The organism is Paraglaciecola sp. 20A4, assembly GCF_011378905.1.
GTDB lineage: Bacteria > Pseudomonadota > Gammaproteobacteria > Enterobacterales > Alteromonadaceae > Paraglaciecola.
Window position 1 is genome coordinate 285926 of sequence record NZ_WTPY01000001.1, and the last position, 24485, is coordinate 310410.

General features: G+C 42.3%; 21 protein-coding genes. 15 read left to right on the plus strand and 6 right to left on the minus strand.

Annotated features, from left to right (window positions below; translation table 11 throughout):
* Nucleotides 1-82 precede the first annotated feature (82 nt).
* Together GQS54_RS01160 and GQS54_RS01165 are read left to right on the plus strand one after the other, a co-directional pair.
* Nucleotides 83-535, plus strand: coding sequence for an amidohydrolase family protein (locus GQS54_RS01160; RefSeq protein ID WP_166422171.1), 453 nt, complete (start codon nt 83-85; stop codon nt 533-535).
* Nucleotides 504-1694, plus strand: a complete 1191-nt coding sequence (locus GQS54_RS01165; protein ID WP_166422172.1) for an amidohydrolase — start codon at nt 504-506, stop codon at nt 1692-1694. The genes GQS54_RS01160 and GQS54_RS01165 overlap by 32 nt, the downstream gene beginning before the upstream one ends.
* Before the next feature lie 106 nt (nt 1695-1800).
* On the opposite strand, the gene GQS54_RS01170 is transcribed toward GQS54_RS01165, so the two are convergent.
* A complete protein-coding gene (locus GQS54_RS01170; protein WP_166422173.1) occupies nt 1801-2403 on the minus strand; it encodes a TetR/AcrR family transcriptional regulator in 603 nt (200 codons plus the stop codon).
* A gap of 284 nt (nt 2404-2687) precedes the next feature.
* On the opposite strand from GQS54_RS01170, the gene GQS54_RS01175 reads away from it, so the two are divergent.
* From GQS54_RS01175 to GQS54_RS01210, 8 genes are all read left to right on the plus strand, one after another.
* Nucleotides 2688-2939 carry a hypothetical protein gene (locus GQS54_RS01175; RefSeq protein WP_166422174.1) on the plus strand — a complete coding sequence of 84 codons (252 nt, stop codon included), beginning with the start codon at nt 2688-2690 and terminating at the stop codon, nt 2937-2939.
* Nucleotides 2940-2989: 50 nt separating this feature from the next.
* Nucleotides 2990-3901, plus strand: a complete 912-nt coding sequence (locus tag GQS54_RS01180) for a haloalkane dehalogenase (RefSeq protein WP_166422175.1) — start codon at nt 2990-2992, stop codon at nt 3899-3901.
* A 10-nt stretch (nt 3902-3911) separates the two neighbouring features.
* Nucleotides 3912-4652 (plus strand): SDR family oxidoreductase, encoded by a 741-nt coding sequence (locus tag GQS54_RS01185; RefSeq protein ID WP_166422176.1) that lies wholly within the window; start codon nt 3912-3914, stop codon nt 4650-4652.
* Nucleotides 4653-4732: 80 nt separating this feature from the next.
* Complete coding sequence (locus tag GQS54_RS01190; protein WP_166422177.1) at nt 4733-5377, plus strand: SDR family oxidoreductase; 645 nt, start codon at nt 4733-4735, stop codon at nt 5375-5377.
* Between the two features lie 76 nt (nt 5378-5453).
* Complete coding sequence (locus tag GQS54_RS01195) at nt 5454-6152, plus strand: DNA alkylation repair protein (RefSeq protein WP_166422178.1); 699 nt, start codon at nt 5454-5456, stop codon at nt 6150-6152.
* A 20-nt stretch (nt 6153-6172) separates the two neighbouring features.
* Nucleotides 6173-7072 (plus strand): haloalkane dehalogenase, encoded by a 900-nt coding sequence (locus GQS54_RS01200; protein WP_166422179.1) that lies wholly within the window; start codon nt 6173-6175, stop codon nt 7070-7072.
* A gap of 123 nt (nt 7073-7195) precedes the next feature.
* A complete protein-coding gene (locus GQS54_RS01205) occupies nt 7196-7861 on the plus strand; it encodes a hypothetical protein (protein ID WP_166422180.1) in 666 nt (221 codons plus the stop codon).
* Nucleotides 7862-8144: 283 nt separating this feature from the next.
* On the plus strand, nt 8145-9515 hold the full coding sequence (locus GQS54_RS01210; protein ID WP_346766541.1) for an ATP-binding protein: 1371 nt from the start codon (nt 8145-8147) through the stop codon (nt 9513-9515).
* A gap of 159 nt (nt 9516-9674) precedes the next feature.
* Here GQS54_RS01210 and groL read toward each other — a convergent pair whose 3' ends face one another.
* Nucleotides 9675-11324: a chaperonin GroEL gene (groL, locus tag GQS54_RS01215; protein ID WP_166422181.1), complete on the minus strand. Its 1650-nt coding sequence runs from the start codon at nt 11322-11324 to the stop codon at nt 9675-9677.
* Between the two features lie 34 nt (nt 11325-11358).
* On the minus strand, nt 11359-11649 hold the full coding sequence (locus GQS54_RS01220) for a co-chaperone GroES (protein WP_158768614.1): 291 nt from the start codon (nt 11647-11649) through the stop codon (nt 11359-11361).
* A 382-nt stretch (nt 11650-12031) separates the two neighbouring features.
* Between GQS54_RS01220 and GQS54_RS01225 the strand changes: the two genes are divergently transcribed.
* The gene (locus GQS54_RS01225; RefSeq protein ID WP_166422182.1) at nt 12032-12703 is read left to right on the plus strand and encodes a DsbA family oxidoreductase; all 672 of its coding nucleotides are present in this window, start codon (nt 12032-12034) and stop codon (nt 12701-12703) included.
* A gap of 115 nt (nt 12704-12818) precedes the next feature.
* Here GQS54_RS01225 and GQS54_RS01230 read toward each other — a convergent pair whose 3' ends face one another.
* From GQS54_RS01230 to gltB, 3 genes are all read right to left on the minus strand, one after another.
* Nucleotides 12819-13985 (minus strand): iron-containing alcohol dehydrogenase, encoded by a 1167-nt coding sequence (locus GQS54_RS01230; protein ID WP_166422183.1) that lies wholly within the window; start codon nt 13983-13985, stop codon nt 12819-12821.
* 233 nt (nt 13986-14218) lie between these two features.
* On the minus strand, nt 14219-15634 hold the full coding sequence (locus GQS54_RS01235) for an FAD-dependent oxidoreductase (protein WP_166422184.1): 1416 nt from the start codon (nt 15632-15634) through the stop codon (nt 14219-14221).
* A 19-nt stretch (nt 15635-15653) separates the two neighbouring features.
* A complete protein-coding gene (gene gltB, locus GQS54_RS01240; RefSeq protein WP_166422185.1) occupies nt 15654-20120 on the minus strand; it encodes a glutamate synthase large subunit in 4467 nt (1488 codons plus the stop codon).
* Between the two features lie 626 nt (nt 20121-20746).
* On the opposite strand from gltB, the gene arcB reads away from it, so the two are divergent.
* The 4 genes from arcB (at nt 20747) to rplI (ending at nt 24432) form a co-directional block, all read left to right on the plus strand.
* Nucleotides 20747-23092: an aerobic respiration two-component sensor histidine kinase ArcB gene (gene arcB, locus GQS54_RS01245; RefSeq protein ID WP_166422186.1), complete on the plus strand. Its 2346-nt coding sequence runs from the start codon at nt 20747-20749 to the stop codon at nt 23090-23092.
* 214 nt (nt 23093-23306) lie between these two features.
* Nucleotides 23307-23714: a 30S ribosomal protein S6 gene (rpsF, locus tag GQS54_RS01250; protein WP_205967586.1), complete on the plus strand. Its 408-nt coding sequence runs from the start codon at nt 23307-23309 to the stop codon at nt 23712-23714.
* Nucleotides 23715-23725: 11 nt separating this feature from the next.
* On the plus strand, nt 23726-23953 hold the full coding sequence (gene rpsR / locus GQS54_RS01255; RefSeq protein WP_007107201.1) for a 30S ribosomal protein S18: 228 nt from the start codon (nt 23726-23728) through the stop codon (nt 23951-23953).
* 26 nt (nt 23954-23979) lie between these two features.
* Nucleotides 23980-24432: a 50S ribosomal protein L9 gene (gene rplI / locus GQS54_RS01260; protein ID WP_166422188.1), complete on the plus strand. Its 453-nt coding sequence runs from the start codon at nt 23980-23982 to the stop codon at nt 24430-24432.
* Nucleotides 24433-24485 lie beyond the last annotated feature (53 nt).

Sequence of the window (24485 nt, forward strand, 5' to 3'; positions counted from 1 at the left end):
TCTCCTGTAACAAATTGCTAGTGCAAGCTAATTCTGAAATTGATTCAGTCGCACTGTCTTCATGAATCTAATAGATAAACGAATGAAAATATTAAATACTCTTCTCATAGCCTTTCTTCTTAGTGCATGTTCGCAGAAAGATGATTCTGTACAAATAAATTCTCCTGTTATCGCTGACAAAATTATTATTAACGCCAAAGCATGGACAGGTAACATCGAACAACCTTGGACAGAAACAATTGTAATTGAAGGCTCTCGAATTATTGCCGTTGGTGATTCAGCAATAGCAGCAAAATATCAAGCAGACGAAACAATTGATGCACAAGGTAAATTAGTGCTGCCTGGTTTTATAGATAACCATACGCATTTTATGGATGGATCTAACTCTTTAGTCAGCGTAGATACTTACGGCTCTAAAACTATTGAACAATTCTTAACGACTATTAAAAATTTCGCCGCTATTGCGCCTAAAGACGAATGGATAACTGGAGGACTGTGGGACCATGAAGCTTGGGGGGGGAGAGTTACCTCATAAAAGTTGGTTGGATAAAATCACCACTGAAATTCCTATTTATTTAATGCGAACTGATGGCCATATGGCGATTGTAAATTCTAAAGTCTTAGCATTGGCAGGAATTACTAAAGACACACCAAATCCTGAAGGAGGGGTAATCGAAAAAGATGCTACTGGCGAGCCTACCGGAATTATTAAAGACAAAGCCTTATCTCTAATCAACAAAATTTTACCTTCTGTCACCGACGAGAAAAATGCCAAAACTTTTGATATGGGCGTTCAAGAAGCTTTGAAAAATGGTGTTACTCAAATTCATAATATGAGTGAAAACGCGAAGTCGTGGGATAATATCGCGATATTCGAAAAAGCCAAAGCTGAAGGACGTTTGAAAATTCGTACGTACTTTTTCCCACATATTTCTATGCGACATGAGTTAGCCCAGAAAATAAAGAAAGAAGGCAAAGGTGATGAATGGTTACGTTTTGGCGGCGTTAAAGAATTAGTCGATGGTTCATTAGGCAGCACTACTGCTTGGTTTTATCAACCTTATACTGATGCACCAGAAACCCACGGTTTTGCATTAATGCAGATGGATGACTTAAAACAAAACATTAAAGAAGCACACGAATTAGGTTTGCAACTGGCTATTCACGGGATCGGTGATAGAGCCAATGATGAAATTTTAAAAATATTTGATGAGCTCAATGTAAAAGGCTCACGGCCACGAATTGAACATGCACAGCATTTATCAAAAGCTGCAATAAATCGTTTTGCAGAACTTGATGTGATTCCTTCTATGCACCCTTTTCATGCGATTGACGATGGTCGCTGGGCAGAAGAACGTATTGGCCCTGAACGCATTAAAACAACGTATGCGTTTAAATCCTTGCTAGATGCCGGTGCGACTTTGAGCTTTGGCTCGGACTGGTATGTTGCTCCACTAAATCCTATAGCGGGTATTTATGCAGCCGTTACTCGTAGAACCTTAGATGGTAAAAATCCAACTGGTTGGGTGCCACAAGAAAAAATCAGTGTAGAAGATGCAGTTAAGGCTTATACCATTAATAATGCCTATGCTGGATTTCAGGAAAGTGATTTAGGCTCTATCGAAGTTGGAAAGTTGGAAAGTTGGCTGATTTGGTTATATTGGATAACAATATTTTTGAAATTGCACCTGTGAAGATTTTAGATACTAAGGTGACTTATACTATTATTGGTGGGGAGGTAATGTATAAAATGGCTCAATAACAGATCATCAAAACCCTGCATATTTAGCTTAATCAATTTTAACCAAGGATAGAATTCAAACTATGATCAAGGACTGACTTTAACTCACATTCCGATTTACCAGCCTTTGCTTGAACGGCAATGCCATAACTAATTGACAATAGATACGTAGCAAGTTTTTCAGCTGTTTGACCTTTGGGCATATCAGTCTTCGCAATACCAGACGCGAACAAATCCGTCAGTATTTTCTGAGTTTCTGTTCCTGATTTGTCTATATAAACAACCACGTCTTCTGGAAACGCAACACTGTCTGATTCATTAACACTTTTTACGAGTAAGCATCCACGGGGAGTCTCATTATTAGTGAACAGCTCAATAAGCCCATAGAAACAAGTTTGTAATCGCTCTTTTAATGTTGCATTTGATGGCTCTACTAGGTGTTTGTAATTAGCTGCAACGTATTGCTTTACATAGTGAACCAGTGAGTCTTTGAATAACTGTTCTTTATTGCCAAACGTTCCGTACAAACTCGACGTATTGAGTCCAAGCTCAGAAGATAGATTGGCTACAGAAGTACCGGAATACCCATTTTTCCAAAATAATCGCATCGCTTTATCTAAAACGACCTCTTTATCAAACGCTCTTTTTCGTCCTGCTTTCACTCTGTTGCCTTTAATAAAATTAGTTAACGGATTCTATTTTGTAGTAATCGCTTCAGAATGTCAATTGAACCCATTGACATTTTAAAGTGATCGTTTCATAATTAACTCGATTGTGAAACAATCGCTTCAAATTAAATGGAATAAGTGAACTAGAAATGTTTAAAAAATTCGTACAAATTACTGCTCTATTCAACTTTCCAATCGCACTAGGCATGATTATTTAAGCGCTGATAGCACCTCAAGCAGACACATTAATTATTACTGTGGTATTGGGCATATCATTTATGTTCATGGGAGCCGCGTTACTTTGGGCCATTTCAGATCTTAAAGCTCGAGCACCTATTATTGTTTGGAACGGATTGGTAAGAATGGTCGGCTTTATCACGGTCGCTTATGCAGTTTCATTAGGGTTGGCGCCGATGATATTTGTCATTATTTCAGTAATGGATCTTATTACTGCCTTGGTTTATATCATTGGCAGTATGCGAGTATCCGAGCTGCCTTTTAAATCCGTATTCTTAGGTAAAACCCAGTAACTTTAAAATTAATAACATTAACTTAAACAAACAACTTCAGGATAAATACGATGACGATTAAAGCACTAAGAACACCAGAAGAAAGATTCTCTGTATTACCGGCTTTTCCTTACCAACCTAACTACATTGATGATTTAGATGGTTTTGAGTCTTTACGCATGGCCTACATCGACGAGGGTGATTCCTCATCTGAAAACACTTTTTTATGTTTACACGGTGAGCCTTCTTGGAGCTACTTATACCGAAAAATGATCCCTATATTTACAGGAGCAGGCCATCGTGTTGTTGCGCCAGATCTGTTTGGCTTTGGTCGCTCAGATAAACCCGTTGATGAATCAGTTTATACCTTTGATTTTCACCGTGACAGTTTAATGCAATTTATTGAACGCCTTGATCTGAGAAATATTACGCTGGTCTGTCAAGATTGGGGCGGCTTATTAGGGTTAACGATCCCAATGGATATGCAAGACCGATTTAAAAACTTGATTGTCATGAACACGGCAATATCGGTGGGTGAAACCGCTTCTGATGGATTTTATCAGTGGCGAGATATGTGCGCCAATCTACCCGAAATACCTGTCGGTGGTTTATTTGCCTGTGACGCAGGGCCAGCAGTGTCTGTGATGGATGTTGTTGCTTATGACGCGCCATTTCCAGATAACAGCTATAAAGCAGGCGTAAGACGCTTTCCTGCCATGGTGCCTGTAGAGCCAACAATGGATGGTGTTGAACTTGGAAAACGCGCAAGAGAGTTTTGGTCAAAAGACTGGAACGGTCAAAGTTTTATGGCGATTGGCATGAAAGATACAGCTTTAGGCGAAGGCCCGATGGAGTACTTAAGAAGCTTTATTAAAGGCTGCCCTGAGCCCTTAAAAATTGCAGAAGCAGGACACTTTGTTCAAGAATACGGTGTTGAAATTGCTGAAAAAGCGCTTGTTCACTTAGAAATGAATAATAAATAGGATATCTCCAATGAATACAAATATTGAAAATAAAGTGATTGTTATAACGGGTGCAAGCAGTGGTTTAGGTGAAGCAACTGCGCGTTTTCTGGCTCAAAAAGGCGCTAAAGTCGTATTGGGTGCGCGTCGTAGTGAAAAACTAGCAGCTATCGTAAATGATATTCTTGCTGAGGGTGGCGAAGCTGAATATGTCACGATGGATGTCACCAAATCCGATCAGGTTAAAATGCTTGTCGACAAGGCGATTGAGACTTTTGGACGCTTAGATGTCATGGTCAATAATGCCGGCTTGATGTCGATTGCCCCAATGGCTGAGGTTAAGGTTGATGAATGGGATCGCATGGTCGACATTAATATCAAAGGGGTACTTTACGGTATCGCCGCTGCACTTCCCGTGTTTACAAAACAAAATAGTGGTCACTTTATTAATCTCGCTTCAGTTGCTGCACATAAAGTTTCACCAGGATCGGCTGTCTATAGCGGTACAAAATTTGCGGTTAAAGCGATAACAGAAGGATTGAGAGCGGAAGTGGGTGGCAATATACGTACAACGCTATTATCACCCGGCTTAATTGATTCTGAATTAAAATTCGGTAGTTCGGATGAAGCCACCTCTCAATTTGTTCAAGATATTTATAAAGACGCCATTCCAGCGTTATCTATTGCCAAAGCTGTCGCCTATGCGATTGAACAACCAGATGATGTCGATATTAACGAAATTATTATCAGACCAACAATTCAAGACTTCTAATCTAATGTGAGTTGATCCTGCCTTTTTTGTATTTTGTTTGGCAGGTCAACGTGAAACAGTTGCTTTAAAAGGTATAAAAAATGAAAAAAACACTCGTTATTGGCGCTAATGGCCAGATTGGTAAAATAGTGGTTGAGTTGCTTCACAATCAGGATCGCCCAGTGCTCGCAATGGTTCGTAGCAAACAACAAGCTGAGAAGTTAGAAAATATGGGTGTAGAGGCTGTTGTTGGCGATCTTGAAACTGATTTTGAACCCGCTTTTAAGGGCTGCGATAAAGTAGTATTTAGTGCAGGTTCTGGCGGTAATACAGGCGACGATAAAACACTTTTAATAGATTTATGGGCAGCAAAAAAAGCAGTTGATTATTCTTTAAAGGAAGGTATACAACATTTTGTAATGGTAAGTGGTTTAGGCGCACAAGACCCTGACGAATTTGAATCAGAAATAAAACCCTATTTGGTGGCAAAGTATTTTGCGGATCAGTATCTATTATCCAGTGATCTAAATTACACCATTCTTAGACCGGGAAGCCTGACTAATGATAAAGGCAACGGGCTCATAACAACCACGCGTTCGACTTCTACAAAAGATTTATTCATTAGTAGAGAAGATGTCGCTAAATCAATAGAGTATTGCATTAATCGTGACGAAGTCAGTAACCAGATATTTGAACTTTATCATGGTAATGAAGTGATTAGCTCGGCATTAACCGCAAGCAATTAATTTATAAGGAACGGTTGGTGATTTCTTTAAATCGGCATTAGCGAAAGAAGCCATAAATAGTAGAGTTTTAAATAATATGCAAAACTACCTTCAAGAAATAGAAACAATCACTTCTAAAGCAGTTGAAACCGTTCCTTTGCAAAGAAAAGCTTTTGAGGGAGGTTTTTCTTTTAAGCAATTGCCTTTTGATAAACAACTAGCGATATGGAGTTATATCTGGACGAACACCAAAGTGTATAGAGCAGAAATGTTTTGTTTGTATTTCTTGGAGGAGCATATTAAAAACAAAGATGAAATGCTGGCCGCTTGGCCAACGATTAAATTATGGCAAGACAAAATTAATCGATGGGAAACAAGCGATGGCATTTCAAAAATATATGCTCAATTAGTAGAATATGATGCAGCATTAATTTTGCCAACGTATAAAAAATGGAATACGTCTACAAACCCATGGCATAGAAGACAAAGCATAGTGGGTTTACTTTATTACAGCGCTCATAGAAAACACTATTTACCTTTTCAAGTACTTATAGATTTGGTAGCACCTTTAATTTCTGACCACGCTTATTATGTTGAAAAAGGAGTGGGTTGGACACTTAGAGAAATAGGAAATATATACCCTAAAGAGCAGGAAGGATTTCTATTTGAAAACGCAACTAAAATTTGTGCTTACGGATATAGCGCGGGTACAGAAAAGTGGGATAAAACAAAACGGGAAAAACTGAAGCAAATTAGAAAAGCAGCAAGAGTTTTAAATCGCAAAAATTCAATTTAAACATTTAAAAAGGAATAAATATGTCAAACAACAAACCAATATCAGCAGCATTTCCTTTTGAATCTAAATTTCAAGCAGTATTAGATTCTAAAATGCATTATGTAGATGAAGGAGACAAAAATTCTAAAGATACTTTTTTACTCATACACGGAAACCCTACATCAAGTTATTTATGGCGAAACATCATTCCGCATATAAGTCCGTTAGGTCGTGTGGTTGTTCCCGATCTTATTGGAATGGGTAAGTCTGACAAGCCCGATATAGATTATACATTTGAAGACCATATTACCTATTTAGATGCGTTTATTGAAAAGTTAGCCTTAAAAAATATCATTATAGTCATTCAAGATTGGGGTTCTGCTTTAGGTTTTAACTATGCCAATCAGCATAGAGAAAATATAAAAGGGATTGTTTTTTTTGAAGCTATGTCTCAAGTTTCTTATTGGAAAAATACTACCAAAGAGACCGAAACATTATTTAAAAAATTTCGTGACCCTGCGGAAGGACATGAAATGATTGTTAAAAACAACTTCTTTATTGAAGCTATGCTACCCATGATGGCGGGCAGAGAATTAACTCAAGAAGAAATGGACCATTACCGAGCGCCTTATTTGGAAGAAAAGAGCCGTAAACCACTGCTTATGTGGCCTGGTCAAATTTCGTTTGATGGCGTTCCAAAATTTACCACTGACATTGTTAATTCATATAATGAATACCACAAAAATTCAGATGTGCCTAAGTTGTTATTTTATGCAGAGCCAGGACTAATCATTAATCGAGAATTAGGTGAGCATATCGCTGAAACGTGGAAAAATATTACTGCAGTTGATTTAGGTGAAGGAAAACATTATCTACAAGAGTCGCATCCACACGAAATTGGTGAAGGTATTGTCGATTGGTATAAAAAAGTTATTAAATAAACACTAATTATAGGCGCAAGTGGTCAAATAGAAAAAATGCTTAAGCGTTATATTGGGTAGAATACGGAACCATGAGCAGATTTATTTGACCGCTATAATTTGACCACGACAAAGGAAGTACCGATGGCAGCTAAATTATCCAAGTTTGAAGCAGTTGATGGCTCTGCCACATTATATACAGCAACCAAAAATAGCCTTAGATGTACTGCTATTAGACTGAAAACGGGTGGCGTTTGTTTATATAGTCCAGTGTCAGGCCTCAGTGAAGAGGCTAAAGATAGCCTAATCGAATTAGGCGAAGTCCAATATCTACTCGCCCCCAATACCTACCATAATGCTGGTTTGGTAGAGTACTCAAAAGCCTACCCCAAAGCTCATTTGGTAGCATCTGAGAGTGCTAACGCACGTTTGACTAGCAAGACAGGGCTAACGTTCAAAGAATTATCATCGCTAGTCAGTGCACTACCAGACGGGCTTACCTTGGAAGAACCCAGTGGTTTGAAAAATGGTGAGGTTTGGCTTATAGAGTCAGCGCAGATTGGCTATATTTGGCATGTTGTGGATGCCTTTGCTGGCCAAAAACATACTGAAGGCCCAATATGTGACATAGTAAAAATGGTTAAAGTATTTCCTAATTTTGGTATTAAAGATCGAAAAATTTTTGCAAACGAAGTAATGCGGCTTATTGAAACTTCCCCACCTACACTTTTGTTGCCTTGTCATGGGGCTTTAATTAAAACGCCTGAGCTAGCTAATCAGATTCGCAATTTAATACTCGAACTTGGCTAGAGAGAACCGATCTAAATTACAGTCCGGAATTAGTTGACCACAACATACCCCACTTAGTACCCCTTAAATGTTGCAACTTAATGGTAAGCGATGCAATAGAATAAGACCTTAATAGCCATGCCAAATAACGAATTTATTAGTATTTACTTATAACACTCGATAAATCTCATTTTTATAAATTATATGTCATGATATCTCTCATTTTATACTATGCATTGCCTTGTTAAAATCTCGTTATAGTGGTAATTTTAATCAATACAGAATTTTATCAGGTTGATTTATTGTGTTTGTGCGGATTTACGAAGACATCATGCTTGCTTGGAAAAACAAGCAAAATCGTCAGCCACTGCTTGTGGAGGGCGCGAGGCAGGTCGGTAAAAGCTTTCTAATTGAAAAGTTGTTCGCTCCTAAGCATTTCAGAAAAACACTAAAGCTAGATTTTATGCAAACGCCTGAGCTGAGCGCTATTTTCGATGATGGTCTGTCACCATCATCAGTCATTAGAAATGCAGAAATTGCCACTGGACAAGCATTTAATCCAGATACAGACCTTCTATATTTTGAAGAAGTAGGCATGTGTAAACAAGCACTTGAGTCGCTAAAATATTTTAGCCAAGACACCCCCAATATCTTTTTAATTGCAACTGGCTCCAATATTGGTCTTTTTGGCCGATTCCCTGTTGGCAAGACCCTTCGAATCACTATATACCCTCTCACTTTTCAAGAATTTTTGTTAGCGTGTGATGAGCATATATTAGCTAAATTACTTGACGAACTTCCCTCTGGCATTCCCAAAATAGCGCATGATAAATTGATGAAGGCATTAAACGATTATCTATTTGTGGGCGGAATGCCCGATGCTATTAAAGAGTGGACGGCGGGAATTAATAGTAATCAAAGTATTTTGACAACACTTCAAAATGTGCGAGATACCCAAAATCAGCTCGTCACAGATTATATAAACGATTTTGGTAAATTCTCTGAAGGGGAGAAGATGTCGGCGTTAATGGTTGAGCGCATCTATAAGAATATTCCGGTGCAGTTGGCACAAACACAAAATGAAAAACCCATGCCTAAATTTCAGTTTAAGCAAGTCAATCCTAATCGAAACATGTCATATGCTGATGTGAGCTCACCTATTTCGTTTTTGGAAAAACTTAACTTAGTGCAGCGTATTGGGCTTATTGATACCGCAGATAGTAAATTTCCACTGGCATCTTACAAGCAAGAAAGCTTATTTAAGTTAACACTCACCGATATTGGCTTGCTTAATGCTATGGCAAATATTCAATACAAACAAATTATAAACAAAGACTTTGCTTTCAAAGGTTTTATTGCCGAGGTATTTGTACTTAATGAAATAGTAAGTGCGCATATTAGGCCAAGTAACGCTGCCTTTTACGCATACAAAAAAGGCGAGAGTGAGGTTGAGTTTTTATTCCAAGGAGCAAGCGGCTACCCGATACCGCTGGAAGTAAAAAGCGGAAATAACACTAAAGCTAAAAGTTTAACAGCGCTTGTGAACCGCTTTGATTTGCCAAAAGCTTATAAACTGAGTGCTAAGTTAGTAGAAGTAAACGAGCAGCGTGTTGTGGAGCAATGGCCAATATATCTAGCCAGAACGCTTTATAAAACCAAGATAATCAATCATTAGAGGCTTATAGGCAGTTACAATTGAGCAAACGCTATAGGTGAGCAACGAACTTTGTTGCAAACCACAGAAAAAGCCCGAAGATATTAAAATCTGCGGGCTTTAAAGCTTTCACATTGCAACCTTATGCAACGCTATGCGGGGCTATGCAATCACTTGCAATTACATCATACCGCCCATTCCGCCCATACCACCCATGCCGCCCATATCAGGCATGCCACCGGCAGAATCAGACTTAGGTGCTTCAGCGATCATTGCTTCAGTTGTGATCATCAAGCTTGCGATTGATGCTGCGAACTGTAGTGCTGAACGCGTCACTTTAGTTGGGTCAAGAATACCCATTTCTATCATGTCGCCGTAAGTATCGTTGCCGGCATTATAACCGAAGTTATCAGAACCGTTTTTCACTGCGTTAGTCACAACTGATGCTTCTGCACCGGCGTTAGCAGCGATTTGACGCATAGGTGCTTCCATTGCGCGAAGTAGCAATTTGATACCGTGTGTTTGGTCTTCGTTGTCGCCTTTAAGGTCAACAATTTTAGACGCTGCACGTACTAGTGCAACACCACCACCGGCAACAACGCCTTCTTCAACCGCGGCGCGAGTTGCGTGTAGTGCATCTTCAACGCGGTCTTTTTTCTCTTTCATTTCAACTTCAGTGGCTGCGCCAACTTTGATGACTGCAACACCGCCAGCTAGTTTAGCTAGGCGTTCTTGAAGTTTCTCTTTGTCGTAGTCTGAGCTAGATTCTTCGATTTGTGCACGTATTTGAGCAACACGGCCTTTAATCGCATCTTCTTCGCCAGCACCGTCAACGACTGTGGTGTTGTCTTTGTTGATAACAACGCGCTTAGCAGTACCTAGGTCTTCTAGGGTTACTTTTTCAAGCTCAAGACCAATTTCTTCAGAAATCACAGTACCGCCCGTTAAGGTGGCAAGATCTTGAAGCATCGCTTTACGACGGTCACCGAAACCAGGTGCTTTAACCGCTGCTACTTTAACGATACCGCGCATGTTATTTACAACAAGCGTGGCCAGTGCTTCACCTTCAACGTCTTCTGCAATGATTAACAAAGGCTTAGATGCTTTTGCTACGGCTTCAAGAGTCGGTAGTAATTCACGGATGTTAGATACTTTTTTGTCAACCAAAAGGATGTAAGGGCTTTCTAGCTCAACAGTGCCATTTTCTTGGTTGTTCATAAAGTAAGGAGACAAGTAACCACGGTCGAACTGCATACCTTCTACAACTTCTAATTCGTTTTGTAGAGATTGGCCTTCTTCAACCGTGATAACGCCTTCTTTGCCTACTTTGTCCATTGCTTCAGCGATAAGGTCGCCTACTTCAACGTCAGAGTTAGCAGAGATAGTACCTACTTGGGCGATAGCTTTGCTATCAGCACAAGGAACAGATAGAAGTTTAAGCTGTTCAACGGCAGCGATAACTGCTTTGTCGATACCACGCTTAAGATCCATTGGGTTCATGCCTGCAGCAACTGATTTTAAACCTTCAGTTACGATAGCTTGTGCCAATACGGTTGCTGTCGTTGTTCCGTCACCAGCTTCATCATTAGCTTTAGACGCAACTTCTTTAACCATCTGTGCGCCCATGTTTTCGAATTTATCTTCTAATTCGATTTCTTTGGCTACTGAAACACCATCTTTGGTGATAGTAGGAGCGCCGAATGATTTTTCTAGTACAACGTGACGGCCTTTAGGACCTAGGGTAACTTTTACTGCGTTGGCTAGAATGTTAACGCCAGCTAGCATTTTTACGCGAGCGTCATCAGAAAAACGTACTTCTTTTGCTGCCATGATATTAATTCCTCTAAATTTGGTTAACGGTGGGTTATTCGACTACTGCTAGGATGTCGTTTTCGCTCAGAATTAATACTTCTTCGCCGTCTAGCTTCTCTGTTTTCACGCCGTAACCGTCGTTGAAAATTACGATATCACCGATTTTAACGTCTACTGCTTTCACATCGCCGTTATCTAGTGTGCGGCCATTGCCGACAGCGATAACTTCACCGCGAGTTGATTTTTCTGCTGCTGAGCCCGTTAATACGATGCCGCCTGCAGATTTGCTTTCTTGTTCGTGACGCTTAACGATAACGCGATCGTTTAAAGGACGAATTGCCATTTTCAAATCTCCTGAAAATTCCAATGTGGATAAAGGTTTAAGTTGCCGATTACTCGGACGGTTAAAATGAACAACGATTTTTACGTTGCTCAGAAATTGGTTCTGCGGACATAAATGGGGTTAGGGGGAATTAACTCAAGCTATTTTGTAAAAAAATTCGTATTTTTTTACCTAAAGTGCATTTATTTTTCATTTGCAACGGTCTTTAGCTATTAAGTGGCGTATTTACCTGAATTTTGACCTGCTCGGCAGCACGGCTATTTACGCCGATTTTAGTAGGGATTAATGCGCTCACCTTGAATATTGCTAACCTTATACCAATCTATGGAATATCAATTAGGCGGCACAATGCTGTGTTGAACCTAACAATTAGGAGTGAATTATGGCTACCCCACTGAAGATCGATATTGTTTCTGATGTTTCTTGCCCCTGGTGCATCATTGGTTACAAAGCCCTTGATGAGGCGTTAGGTAACTTAAAAGATAAAGTCGTTGCAGATATTACTTGGCAGCCCTTCGAGCTAAACCCAAATATGCCCCCACAAGGGCAAGAAATTGTTGAACACATCACCGAGAAGTACGGGATTAGCGTTGAGCAAAGTGAACAAAACCGTGAAATGATTAAGCAACGAGGGCTGGAAGTGGGTTATGCATTTGGTAATCGTGGTGGCGGTCGTATTTACAATACATTTGACGCCCACAGGTTATTGCACTGGGCTGAAGACGAAGGCAAGCAAACTGAGCTTAAGTTAGCCTTGTTCGACTTGTACTTTAAAGAAAGTGGTGACCCGAGTGACCATGCACAACTTTTAGCGGTAGTAGAAAGTGTCGGTCTTGATAAAAACGCCGCGCAAGCGATACTCGATTCTGACAAATTTACCCAAGAAGTGCGTAACGCACAGCAATTGTATCAAGCGAACGGTATTAGCTCTGTGCCTGCGGTGATTGTGAATAATAAGCATTTGATCAGCGGCGGTCAGCCTGTCGCTGTATTTGAACAAGCTTTAGCGCAAATAGCCCAAGAAGCAGAAGCTGAAAATAGCGCCGAGGCGTAACGCTAAACGCAATCATAAAAAAGAGCTTAGGCTCTTTTTTATGATTGCTGTTAGCTAACAGCCAATTTTACATCGTGTGATCCGCCGCTCACTCTGTCAGATAAGGGGGGAGTTGTTATTCGTTCGCCCAAGCCAATTCATACAACATGATAATCTCTTCTTTGCTGACTAAGCGTGGATTATTGTTTGGTGAGCCAGATGCCAGCGCTTGCTCAGCCATTAAGGGCAGGGCATTAAAGAATACCTCTTTTTGCACACCAAATTCCGCCAAGCTAGGCACCTTTAAGGTTAAGTTGATTAAACGTAATTGTTTGAGCAGTGCACTGTGGGCCAGTTTTTGATCTTCTATATTATCTATCAATCCCATATGCAAGGCGCACTCGGCATATCGTTGCGGGGCACTGGCGATAGAATATTCGGTGACCGTGGGTAGCAACATGGCGTTACTTAAGCCATGTGGTACATGAAAATGTACCCCTAGCGGGCGACTCATACCATGCACTAAGGCAACGGATGCATTGGAAAAGGCGATACCGGCAAGGGTTGCCCCAAGCATAACCGCTTCTCGCGCGGCTAAATTCTGGGCATCTTGGCAGGTTGTAAGTAAGTTGTGCCCGATTAGCTTCATGGCCGCTATGGCTTGTTGATCGCTAAAGAGATTGGCCTTGCGACTGACATAAGCCTCTATGGCATGTGTTAGGGCATCTATGCCGGTATCAGCAGCGATACGCAGCGGTAAGCTTAGGGTTAACTCGTAATCGACAATTGCCGCCATAGGCATTAACCCAGGGCCCATACAGAGCATTTTTTCATCTGTTTTGGCATCGGTAATAATGGTGGCTTGGGTCGCTTCTGAACCTGTACCTGCGGTGGTAGGAATTGCAATGACCGGCATACAACGCAGATTCACGAGGTTAGGCATTTTGTAGTCGCGCATGGTACCGCCATGGGTAGCCAATAAGGCAATCGCTTTGGCGGTATCAATGGCACTGCCGCCACCTAGGGCCAGCAAACAGTCGTATTTGCCCTGACGGACTAAATCGACTGCCGGTAATATTGAGTCTTCGCTTGGCTCGGCCATGGTATCGCTGAATATGCCGAAACGTATGCCGTGTGCGCTTAGCCGTTCGGTGATCTTATCGGTATAGCCAAGGGCGACCATGGTGCTGTCGGTAATAATGCAAGGATACTGGCAGCCTAAGCTAACAAGGGTATCGGGCAATGCGTTTATTGCGCCTGCACCAATCTGCATAATCTTAGGTAAATTAATCGTGGCTGTCATAGGGTTGAGTACCTCAAGAAATCATGTGCTTACGCTAACCCATCGTTAACGGTAACGCCATATACAAACAATTACCTGAGTATTTTTTAGCCTAATGGTGGAAGTGCGATTTTTAATGATGCATGGGTTTCAGTGTGAACATTTTTCGAAAGTCTGCCATTAAAAAAGGAGCCGAAGCTCCTTTTTTATTATTACCTAGGTCGGATTAAATATGGCTAAACGTCCATATAGTCTTAAACGCCCATATAGTCCAGCATACCTTCTGCGGCTTCACGGCCTTCGAAGATTGCGGTTACCACTAAGTCAGAACCGCGCACCATGTCGCCCCCTGAGAAAATCTTAGGGTTAGACGTTTGAAACGCAAACTTGCCTTTTGCAGGCGCGCGTACACGGCCTTTTTCATCTAAGATAATACCGTAGTCACCAAACCAGCTAGCAGGACTAGGCTGGAAGCCAAAAGCGATGATTACCGCGTCAGCTTCGATGACATGTTCAGAGTCTTTGATTACGACAGGACGACGACGTCCGGCTGCATCAGGCTCACCCATTTCAGTCTTCACACAACGGACGCCACAGGCGTTGCCGTCGGCATCAAGCTCAATATCGAGGGGTTGAACGTTAAAGGTAAAATTAACACCTTCTTCTTTAGCGTTAACGACTTCTCGGCGTGAGCCTGGCATGCTGTCTTCATCACGGCGATAAGCACAGGTGACACTGGTCGCACCTTGGCGAATTGACGTTCGTACGCAATCCATTGTGGTATCACCACCTCCCAGTACGACTACTTTTTTGCCTTGCATATCAACAAATTCATCGGCTGATTTTTCAAACTTCAGATGACGATTAATATTAGCAATCAAGAACGGCAATGCTTCGTATACGCCCGGAGCGCCTTCGTTTGCAAAACCACCTAACATAGGCTTGTAAGTCCCCATACCAAGGAATACGGCATCGTATTCATCCAGTAAAGTTTGAAAGTCAATGTCTTTACCGATTTCGGTGTTCATTACAAACTCAACACCCATGTCGGTAAAGATGTCTCGGCGACGAGTCATGACTTCTTTTTCAAGCTTAAAGGCTGGAATACCAAAAGTTAGCAAACCACCGATTTCAGGATATTTGTCATACACAACGGCTTTAACACCGTTACGTACTAAAATATCTGCACAACCCAAACCAGCAGGGCCAGCACCGATAATCGCGACTTTCTTGGTGGTCGGTACAACACCAGACATATCCGGACGCCAACCGAGTTTAAAAGCGGTATCTGTGATGTATTTTTCGATACTGCCTATGGTTACAGCGCCAAAATCATCATTTAAGGTACATGCACCTTCACACAGACGGTCTTGCGGACAAACGCGCCCGCAAACTTCTGGCAAGCTGTTGGTTTTGTGGCAAAGTTCTGCGGCTTCTAATATTTTTCCTTGGTTGGCTAATTCTAACCATTGAGGAATATAGTTATGTACCGGGCACTTCCATTCACAATACGGGTTACCACAATCTAAACAGCGGTCAGCCTGACCTTCTGTTTGCGATTGAGTTAGGGGCTGATAAATCTCAGCAAATTCTGCTTTACGCACAACGATCGGCTTTTTAGGCGGGTCGATACGTTCTACGTCAACAAATTGATATACATTTTTAGACATATGATTCTCGTCCTGCTGCTTATTGGGCCTGAATGCTAAGTTCTGCTGATGAGCGACTGATGTGCCCCAACAAATTCTTCACATTACTGGTCTTAGGCTTAATTAAGCGGAATTTAGGTAACACTTCATTGAAGTTATTAAGTAAGTTCATAGCGAACTCGCTACCTGTTTCTTCGTAGTGTTGATTGATTAGGCCACGTAAGTGCTCTGACAAGATAACCTTGTCTTCAATGCCCATAATTTCCACTAGTTCAGGGTTGATACGATGTTCAATATCGTCTAATTCATCCAGAATATAAGCAAAGCCACCTGTCATACCCGCACCAAAGTTAACACCGACGGCGCCTAACACAGCAACGATACCGCCAGTCATATATTCACAGGCATTATCGCCCGTGCCTTCAACAACGGCTACGGCACCTGAGTTACGTACACCGAAACGCTCACCAGCACGCCCTGCGGCGAACAATTTACCGCCGGTTGCACCGTACAAACAGGTATTACCCATAATTGCACTAACGTGTGGGTCAAAGGTGATATTAGTGGGGTTACTGATAACTAGCTTGCCGCCTGTCATGCCTTTACCCACGTAATCGTTGGCGTCGCCGACAAGATGCATTTCAAGGCCACCTGCGTTCCACACACCAAAACTTTGACCGACTGTGCCAGTAAGGTGAATGTTAATAGGCGCGTCACTCATACCTTGGTTGCCATGTATCTGTGCGATTGCACCAGATAACATCGCGCCCACTGAACGGTCGGTGTTGCGTACGGGGTATTTCAACGATGCCCCACGTAATGAAGCAATGGCAGACTGCGCATCATTTAATATCTGTAAGTTTAAGTCGCCTTTATCCAATGGATTATTGGCACTTTGTGAACAGAACAATTTAGTGTGCAAACCGGCTTTAGGTTTAGCCAATATCGGACTAAGATCGAGCTGGTTTTGCTTAGCGGTTACGCCGGGCAAAATTTCAAGCAACTCGGTACGGCCAATTAAATCGTCAAGCTTAGTCACGCCGATAGATGCCATGATCTCGCGCACTTCTTGGGCGATAAACTTAAAGTAGTTCATCACCATGTCGGGTAAACCAATGAAGTAGTTTTCCCGTAATTTTTCGTCTTGTGTTGCTACGCCTGTCGCACAGTTGTTTAAGTGACAAATTCGCAGGTATTTACACCCAAGTGCCACCATAGGACCGGTACCAAAACCAAAGCTCTCAGCGCCTAAAATAGCGCCTTTGATAACATCAAGACCGGTTTTAAGGCCGCCATCAGTTTGTACGCGTACTCTGTGGCGTAAACCGTTTTCAACGAGAGCTTGCTGGGTTTCTGCTAGGCCAAGTTCAAACGGACTACCTGCATATTTAACCGAGGTTAGCGGGCTTGCACCTGTGCCGCCGTCGTAGCCAGAGATAGTAATTAAATCTGCATAAGCTTTTGCTACGCCAGTCGCGATGGTACCTACGCCGGGTTCAGACACTAATTTGACTGAAATTTGCGCTTTAGGATTAACTTGTTTTAAGTCAAAAATAAGCTGTGCTAAATCTTCAATTGAATAAATATCGTGATGCGGCGGAGGCGAAATAAGGGTTACGCCGGGTACAGCAAACCGCAGTTCAGCGATGTACTTATTGACTTTGTCGCCAGGTAATTGTCCCCCTTCACCGGGCTTAGCGCCTTGGGCTACCTTAATCTGGATAACTTCAGCATTCACTAAGTAGTGGGGTGTTACCCCAAAGCGACCAGAAGCAACCTGCTTAATCTTAGAGTTTTTCTCGGTGTTGAAACGCGCTGGATCTTCGCCGCCTTCACCCGAGTTTGATTTACCACCAAGGCGGTTCATCGCAATCGCTAAGGCTTCATGCGCCTCGGGGCTAAGGGCGCCAATTGACATCGCGGCGGTATCAAAGCGTTTGAATAAATCTTCGGCTGGTTCAACTTCGCTGATATCGATAGCTGGACTTTCTGCTTTTAAGGCAAATAAATCACGGAAATGACTCGGTGAGCGTTCATTTACCAATGTGCTAAACACGCGGTAATCGTCATACTTACCACTGACAACCGCTTTTTGTAAGCTGGTGACGACGTCAGGGTTGTAGGCATGATACTCGCCGCCATGCACGTACTTTAATAAGCCGCCATGATCAACAGGCTTACGCTTCAACCACGCTACCCGACTTAGATTAATTTGGTCTTGTTCAAAATCTTTGAAGTCAGCACCTTGTAGACGACTGGGTACGCCTTGGAAGCAAAGCTTGGTGACATCATTGTTGATACCGATCGCTTCAAATAATTTTGAGCTACGGTAGCTAGCAATGGTGCTGATACCCATCTTGGACATGATCTTATACAGACCTTTGTTAATGCCCTTGCGATAGTTCAATACCGCTTGCATAGCCGTAATGCCAAGTTCACCTTTATCGACCATTTGCTCGATGGTTTCGTAGGCTAAGAACGGATAAACAGCCGTTGCCCCTAAACCAATCAGTACCGCAAAGTGATGCGGGTCACGGGCGGATGCGGTTTCAACGACTATGTTGGCATCGCAGCGCAATGATTTATCAATTAGACGACGCTGAACAGCACCAACAGCCATGGCTGCTGGAATGGTTAATCGGTTAGATTTCACATTACGGTCAGATAAAATAACGAACGCGGCATGTTTTGTTTTGACTAAATATTCAACTTCGTTACAAATACGCAAGATGGCTTTTTTCAGGCCTTCTTCTGGTTTGTAATTTAGGTCAACTACTTCAGAGTAGTAATATTCAGAATCGAATTCACGTAGTTGCTTTAAATCTGTGTAAATTAATACCGGTGAGTCAAACAGTACGCGATGTGCATAACCTGAGGTTTCGCTAAATACATTTTGTTCACGGCCAATACAAGTCGCCAACGACATAACGTGAGTTTCACGCAATGGATCGATCGGTGGGTTAGTCACTTGGGCGAATTGCTGACGGAAGTAGTCATATATGGTGCGTTGTTTAGACGACAGCACAGCCATTGGGGTGTCATCACCCATAGAGCCGACAGCTTCCTGACCGTCTTTTGCCAATACCTTAACAATTTGCTGTAGCTCTTCGTAACTATAAGCAAAAAGCTTGTGGTACGTGGCCATCATGGTGTCATCAAACATACGCTGACCAATTAAGGATGCATCGCACTCTTCAACTGGAGCTAGACGACGTATGTTTTCTTTGATCCATTCCCGATAAGGATGACGGCCTTTAAGCTCTTCATCAATTTCGTTAGAACGCCAGATTTTACCCGTGTAAGTGTCTACGGCAAGCATTTCGCCTGGTCCTACACGGCCTTTTTCAACCACGTCTTCAGGTTTGTAATCCCAAATACCAATTTCAGAGGCAAGGGTAATCAAACCGTCTTTAGTAATAACATAACGTGCTGGGCGCAGACCATTACGGTCTAAGTTACACGCAACGTGACGACCATTGGTTAATACAATACCGGCCGGGCCATCCCAAGGCTCCATGTGCATAGAGTTAAACTCGTAAAACGCGCGTAACTCATCGTCCATGGTGCTGTTATTTTGATATGCAGGTGGCACTAATAAACGCATAGCGCGAAATAAATCCATACCGCCAGCGAGGAAGAGCTCAAGCATATTATCTAATGAAGAGGAATCTGACCCTTCAGTATTAACAAACGGCGCCGCATCGGCTAAATCAGGTAATAACGGGGTAACAAACTTGCTACTACGGGCTTGCGCCCAATCACGGTTACCACGAATAGTGTTAATTTCACCGTTATGAGCCAAAAAGCGGAATGGCTGTGCCAATGGCCACTTAGGCAATGTGTTGGTAGAAAAACGTTGGTGGAACACGCAAATAGCGGATTGCATGCGCTCATCGGCTAAGTCTAAATAAAACTTAGGCAAATCTTTAGGCATGACTAGCCCTTTATAGATAGTCACCAAGGTAGATAAACAGGCGATGTAAAATTCGCTGTCTTCGCTCATACGCTTTTCAGCGCGGCGACGCGCCATAAATAAACGGCGTTCTAGATCTCGTTTGCGCCATCCAGAAGGTGCATTAACGAAGACTTGCTCAATTTGAGGCACACCTGAAGCGGCTAAATCACCCAGTACTGAATGGTCAGTAGGGACTACGCGCCAGCCAGCAACACCGAGTGTTTCACGTTCTAATTCTTCATTTAATATTTTACGGCCTTGTGCCGCTAAGGTTTCGTCCTGATTTAGGAATATCACCCCAACACCGTATTTCTTGCTTAACTTCCAGCCATTTTCTTCGGCTATTTCTTTAAAGAACGCATCCGGTTTTTGAAGTAGCAAGCCACAACCATCTCCGGTTTTACCGTCGGCGGCAATACCGCCACGGTGCTGCATGCGATCCAATCCTTCAATTGCAGTAATGACAAGCTTGTGGCTGGCTTCACCCTGGGTATGGGCGATTAAACCAAATCCACAGTTATCTTTGGAATCATTAGGATTATATAAACTCATTGGCGTAACTCCTTCAACCGACGACTGGTAAGGTTGTGTTTTAGATTACTGCTGTATTTTATGTAACGCTCACGGGCAATCTTTGGCACACAAAAAAGCGGCCGAACTGCGCCATGTCACGCTATGTATTCTTGTCGTTTTTATTATTGGGGATACCAGTCGAGTATCGAATATTTATACTAAGCAGGCCTTACAAAATACCGAGATAAAATATATAAATCAATTCAGAAGTGCGAACTTGCTAGAAAAAACCTTAATATCGATTGGGGTATTCACATTATTTTAATATTAATCAAAGGTTTAAGCATGGTTCATTTAGTTAGTTATATTCTATGAAATAATGGTAGTTTAGCCGCTCAATTGTTAATAAATAGTTAAAATAGGCTGCCGCAAACAGCTGTCCAATGGCTTTTGGTAGAATAGTTATTTAAAAAAACTGCATAAAAAGTAAGTTATTAAAGGCATTGAATGGGTTAAATAAGGCTTTTTTATGATAAATTTCTGCACCGATTGGGAAATTAACGAGACACTTTACCTTATCTACCGACGATTATCGGTTGACCCAGCGAGCGAACTTGCTAGCATGTCGCGCTCATAGACATCCGTTCAATACATGGAATCATCGCATGCAGCGTCAAGAGTCAGTAGAACCTTGGGCCCTTAGATTTGCCCAGTTTATCAATCGTTTTGGCACACTGCGGGTCAGCGTGCTATTCGTATTTCTTACCCTTATTTTCACCATGACAGGCACTTACTTTTTGCGTATTTATATTATCGGCGACGTCAAACTCGAAGATTTTATGAGTGCAATTATATTGACCATTGTCAGTGCGCCTTGGGTACTGTTTTTCTTCAGTGAACTGGTGAAGCAACTTGAACGCTCCAGAGGGCATTTAGCCGAAGCTGTTACGCAATTAGAGCGCCTACGAGAAGAAGATATTATTCTTAGCCGAGAGCTGCAAAACAACATTAAACAGCTTAATTACGAGATAGAGCAACGAAAAAATGCGCAGGCAGAACGGGAAAATGTATTTGTTGAGTTGGAAAATGAAATAACGGAGCGGGCCGAAAAAGAGGCGCAAGCACTGCGTTTATCTACTTTGTTACGCTCCATCATTGATGCCTCTCCGGATTTAATTTATTACCGCAACGAAGAAGGCCAATTTGCAGGTTGTAATCGCGTCGCGGAACAGATGACTGGACACACTGAAGCAGAGCTAATTGGGCTTACACCTCACGAAGTGTGGGAAGAAGAACAGGCTCGTCAGGTAGCGGCAAGTGATCAAGAAGTCTTAGAGAAAAATATCAGTATTACCGAGGAAATTTGGTTGCGTTTTGCAGATGGTCGCAGAGGCTATTTCGAAATGCGCAAAGTACCATTTTATGCAGAAGATGGTACGCGGTTAGGTCTACTGGCATTTGGCCGAGATATCACTGAGCGCAAGCAAGCGGAGAATATCGTTGCCAAGGCGAGTAAAGATAAAACCAAGTTTATTGCTACAATAAGCCACGAATTACGTACACCGCTAAACGGTATTGTTGGGCTGAGTCGCATGCTGCGCGATACCAAGCTGGATAAAGAGCAATTTGCTTGGGTCAGTACGATTTACGCCAGCGGCATTACCTTAGGCAATATATTTAACGATATCATCGATATAGATCGAATGGGCCGTGACAAACTTGAACTTTCGTTAAAAACGGTATCGATTAAAGATTTCACGGAAGAATTAAGCAGTATTATTAAATTGCTGGCGGCAGATAAAAACCTCGCTTTCGATACAGAAATTCGCGAGCCCTTACCTGATTTTGTCGAAGTCGATGGCACACGCTTACGGCAGATTTTATGGAATTTGCTATTTAATGCAGTCAAATTCACCCAAAAAGGCAGGGTGAGTCTCAGCGTTGAAGCTCATACCACAGGGGATGGCATTAGCCACGTGAAATTCCGGGTTGGGGATACTGGCGTGGGTATTCCGCAAACTGAATTAGACAAAATATTCGCCATGTATTATCAGGTTAATCTACCTGAACATCAAAGCGCCACCGGTACCGGTATCGGATTGGCAATTTGTCAGCAGATGGTGTCGTTGATGCATGGTGACATTAAAGTCAGCAGCGAAATCGGCAAAGGTACGTGTTTCACCGTTGAGTTGCCGTTGCCTATTAGCAAACGTCCGATGCAGGTGGAAGAATTACAGGTTCGTGGCCTGAATATACTGTTGGTTGAAGATATCGAACTAAATGTAATGGTCGCCAAAGCATTACTTGAAAAGCTAGATCAGCATGTGGATGTTGCCATGACTGGTTCAGAAGCGATTCAAATGGTGCGCGACAAGCAATACGACTTGATACTGCTGGATATTCAGTTGCCTGATATGACCGGATTCGATGTAGCGAGTACCCTGCACGAGGAAGGTTTGGTCGAGCAAACGAGTATAGTGGCTTTGACCGCTAACGTCATTAAACGCCGTCAAGAGTATCTTGATAGTGGCATGGACGACGTTATCGCAAAACCTGTTAAGAAAAGCAGAATTATCGAAGTATTTAATTCGCTCTTCAGTGAGCATTCTTATGAGTCACATAAACCTAAAGATGAAGAGCAAGATAGCGAGTTAGACGCCATTCTTGATTTAGACTTGCTACAAACGCTAGTGGATACCATAGGGCACGAAATGGTCAGCACCAGTGTCAAGGTGTTCGAAGAAAACATGCCGGTCTATTTAGAAATATTGCAGCTTAGTTTAAGTGCCAATGAAAAAGACGAAGTCTGTTCACAAGCTCATAAAATTAAAGGAGCAGCGGGTTCTGTTGGTCTAGCGCGCGTACAGAAAATTGCTAATCAAATACAGCAGGGCGATCATCCTGCATGGTGGCAAAATGTGCATGACTGGGTTGAAGAGCTAACCTTTGCCGCTGACCAAGACATGCAAAAATTAAGCAGTTGGTTAATGAAACAAGACATTGATGATTAATCCTCAAAGGGCTTCTTTTAAGGTAGATTACGCCCGTAATCTACCTTATCGACCAAGCTCAATATAACAAGGTGAGCATAAGCATAAATATAGCTTGTGCCTACCGGCCAGTTTATATACAATTCGCGCCGCTTAAAACAGTCACCTTTATTAGTTCCTTGTCTCCATACAGTTTGACTGTGCTGTCGAGGCTACAACCGTGAGGAGCAATATGATGCGTCATTACGAAATCGTATTCATGGTTCACCCTGACCAGAGTGAACAAGTTCCAGGTATGATCGAGCGTTATACCGGAATTCTTACCCAGAATGGTGGCACAATCCACCGTATGGAAGATTGGGGCCGTCGTCAATTGGCTTACCCAATCGAAAAACTACACAAAGCACACTACGTTCTTATCAATGCTGAAGCATCTGCTGAAGCGGTTGAAGAGCTAGAGACTGCTTTCCGTTTCAACGACGTTGTTTTGCGTAACCTAGTTATGCGAACCAAAGGTGTTGAATCTGAGCAATCTCCTATGGCTAAAGAAGAACGTCGTGAAAAGCGTGATGAAAGACCGTCTTCTGAAGACAAGTCTGTAGAACCTGAAGCAGCAGTTGCTGTTTCTGACGAACAAGAATAAGGAGACAAAAAATGGCTCGTTTTTTTAGACGTCGTAAATTCTGCCGTTTTTCAGCTGAAGGTGTTGTCCAGATAGATTATAAAGACATCGCTATGTTGAAAAACTATGTCACTGAAAGTGGTAAAATCGTACCTAGCCGTATCACTGGAACTAGCGCTAAATATCAGCGCCAGTTGTCAACTGCTATCAAGCGCGCGCGCTTCCTAGCATTGCTTCCATATACTGATTCTCACAAGTAATCCCTGGCGGAATAAGAGGTAGCAAGATGGAAATCATACTACTAAACAAAGTCGCCAACCTGGGCGGCTTGGGTGACAATGTCACTGTAAAATCAGGCTATGCACGTAACTTTTTGTTCCCTAAAGGACAAGCGGTACCTGCTACTAAAGCAAACGTAGAAAAATTTGAAGCACGTCGTGCTGAGCTAGAAGCAAAAATTGCTGACCAGCTTGCAGCGTCTGAAGCTCGTGCAGCAAAAGTTGCTGAACTTGCAGAAGTCACTATCGCAGCTCCTGCTGGCGACGAAGGCAAATTATTCGGTTCTATCGGTACTCGTGACATCGCGTTAGCAATTACTGCTGCTGGTGTTGAGATCGTTAAATCTGAAGTTAAATTGCCTACTGGTACTTTACGTGAAACTGGTGAGTTCGAAATCGATCTACAGTTGCATTCTGAAGTAACAGCTACAATCAAATTGATTGTTATTCAAGAAGCTTAATCTAAGCCTTGTTGAATACTAAAAAACACCGCCTTTGTGCGGTGTTTTTTTAT

Excerpts from the sequence above, each read along its gene's own strand:
- GQS54_RS01160 (WP_166422171.1), top strand. The coding sequence starts at position 83 with ATGAAAATATTAAATACTCTTCTCATAGCCTTTCTTCTTAGTGCATGT.
- GQS54_RS01165 (WP_166422172.1), top strand. The coding sequence starts at position 504 with ATGAAGCTTGGGGGGGGAGAGTTACCTCATAAAAGTTGGTTGGATAAA.
- GQS54_RS01175 (WP_166422174.1), top strand. The coding sequence starts at position 2,688 with ATGTTCATGGGAGCCGCGTTACTTTGGGCCATTTCAGATCTTAAAGCT.
- GQS54_RS01180 (WP_166422175.1), top strand. The coding sequence starts at position 2,990 with ATGACGATTAAAGCACTAAGAACACCAGAAGAAAGATTCTCTGTATTA.
- GQS54_RS01185 (WP_166422176.1), top strand. The coding sequence starts at position 3,912 with ATGAATACAAATATTGAAAATAAAGTGATTGTTATAACGGGTGCAAGC.
- GQS54_RS01190 (WP_166422177.1), top strand. The coding sequence starts at position 4,733 with ATGAAAAAAACACTCGTTATTGGCGCTAATGGCCAGATTGGTAAAATA.
- GQS54_RS01195 (WP_166422178.1), top strand. The coding sequence starts at position 5,454 with ATGCAAAACTACCTTCAAGAAATAGAAACAATCACTTCTAAAGCAGTT.
- GQS54_RS01200 (WP_166422179.1), top strand. The coding sequence starts at position 6,173 with ATGTCAAACAACAAACCAATATCAGCAGCATTTCCTTTTGAATCTAAA.
- GQS54_RS01205 (WP_166422180.1), top strand. The coding sequence starts at position 7,196 with ATGGCAGCTAAATTATCCAAGTTTGAAGCAGTTGATGGCTCTGCCACA.
- groL (WP_166422181.1), bottom strand. The coding sequence starts at position 11,324 with ATGGCAGCAAAAGAAGTACGTTTTTCTGATGACGCTCGCGTAAAAATG.
- GQS54_RS01220 (WP_158768614.1), bottom strand. The coding sequence starts at position 11,649 with ATGGCAATTCGTCCTTTAAACGATCGCGTTATCGTTAAGCGTCACGAA.
- GQS54_RS01225 (WP_166422182.1), top strand. The coding sequence starts at position 12,032 with ATGGCTACCCCACTGAAGATCGATATTGTTTCTGATGTTTCTTGCCCC.
- GQS54_RS01230 (WP_166422183.1), bottom strand. The coding sequence starts at position 13,985 with ATGACAGCCACGATTAATTTACCTAAGATTATGCAGATTGGTGCAGGC.
- GQS54_RS01235 (WP_166422184.1), bottom strand. The coding sequence starts at position 15,634 with ATGTCTAAAAATGTATATCAATTTGTTGACGTAGAACGTATCGACCCG.
- gltB (WP_166422185.1), bottom strand. The coding sequence starts at position 20,120 with ATGAGTTTATATAATCCTAATGATTCCAAAGATAACTGTGGATTTGGT.
- arcB (WP_166422186.1), top strand. The coding sequence starts at position 20,747 with ATGCAGCGTCAAGAGTCAGTAGAACCTTGGGCCCTTAGATTTGCCCAG.
- rpsF (WP_205967586.1), top strand. The coding sequence starts at position 23,307 with ATGCGTCATTACGAAATCGTATTCATGGTTCACCCTGACCAGAGTGAA.
- rpsR (WP_007107201.1), top strand. The coding sequence starts at position 23,726 with ATGGCTCGTTTTTTTAGACGTCGTAAATTCTGCCGTTTTTCAGCTGAA.
- rplI (WP_166422188.1), top strand. The coding sequence starts at position 23,980 with ATGGAAATCATACTACTAAACAAAGTCGCCAACCTGGGCGGCTTGGGT.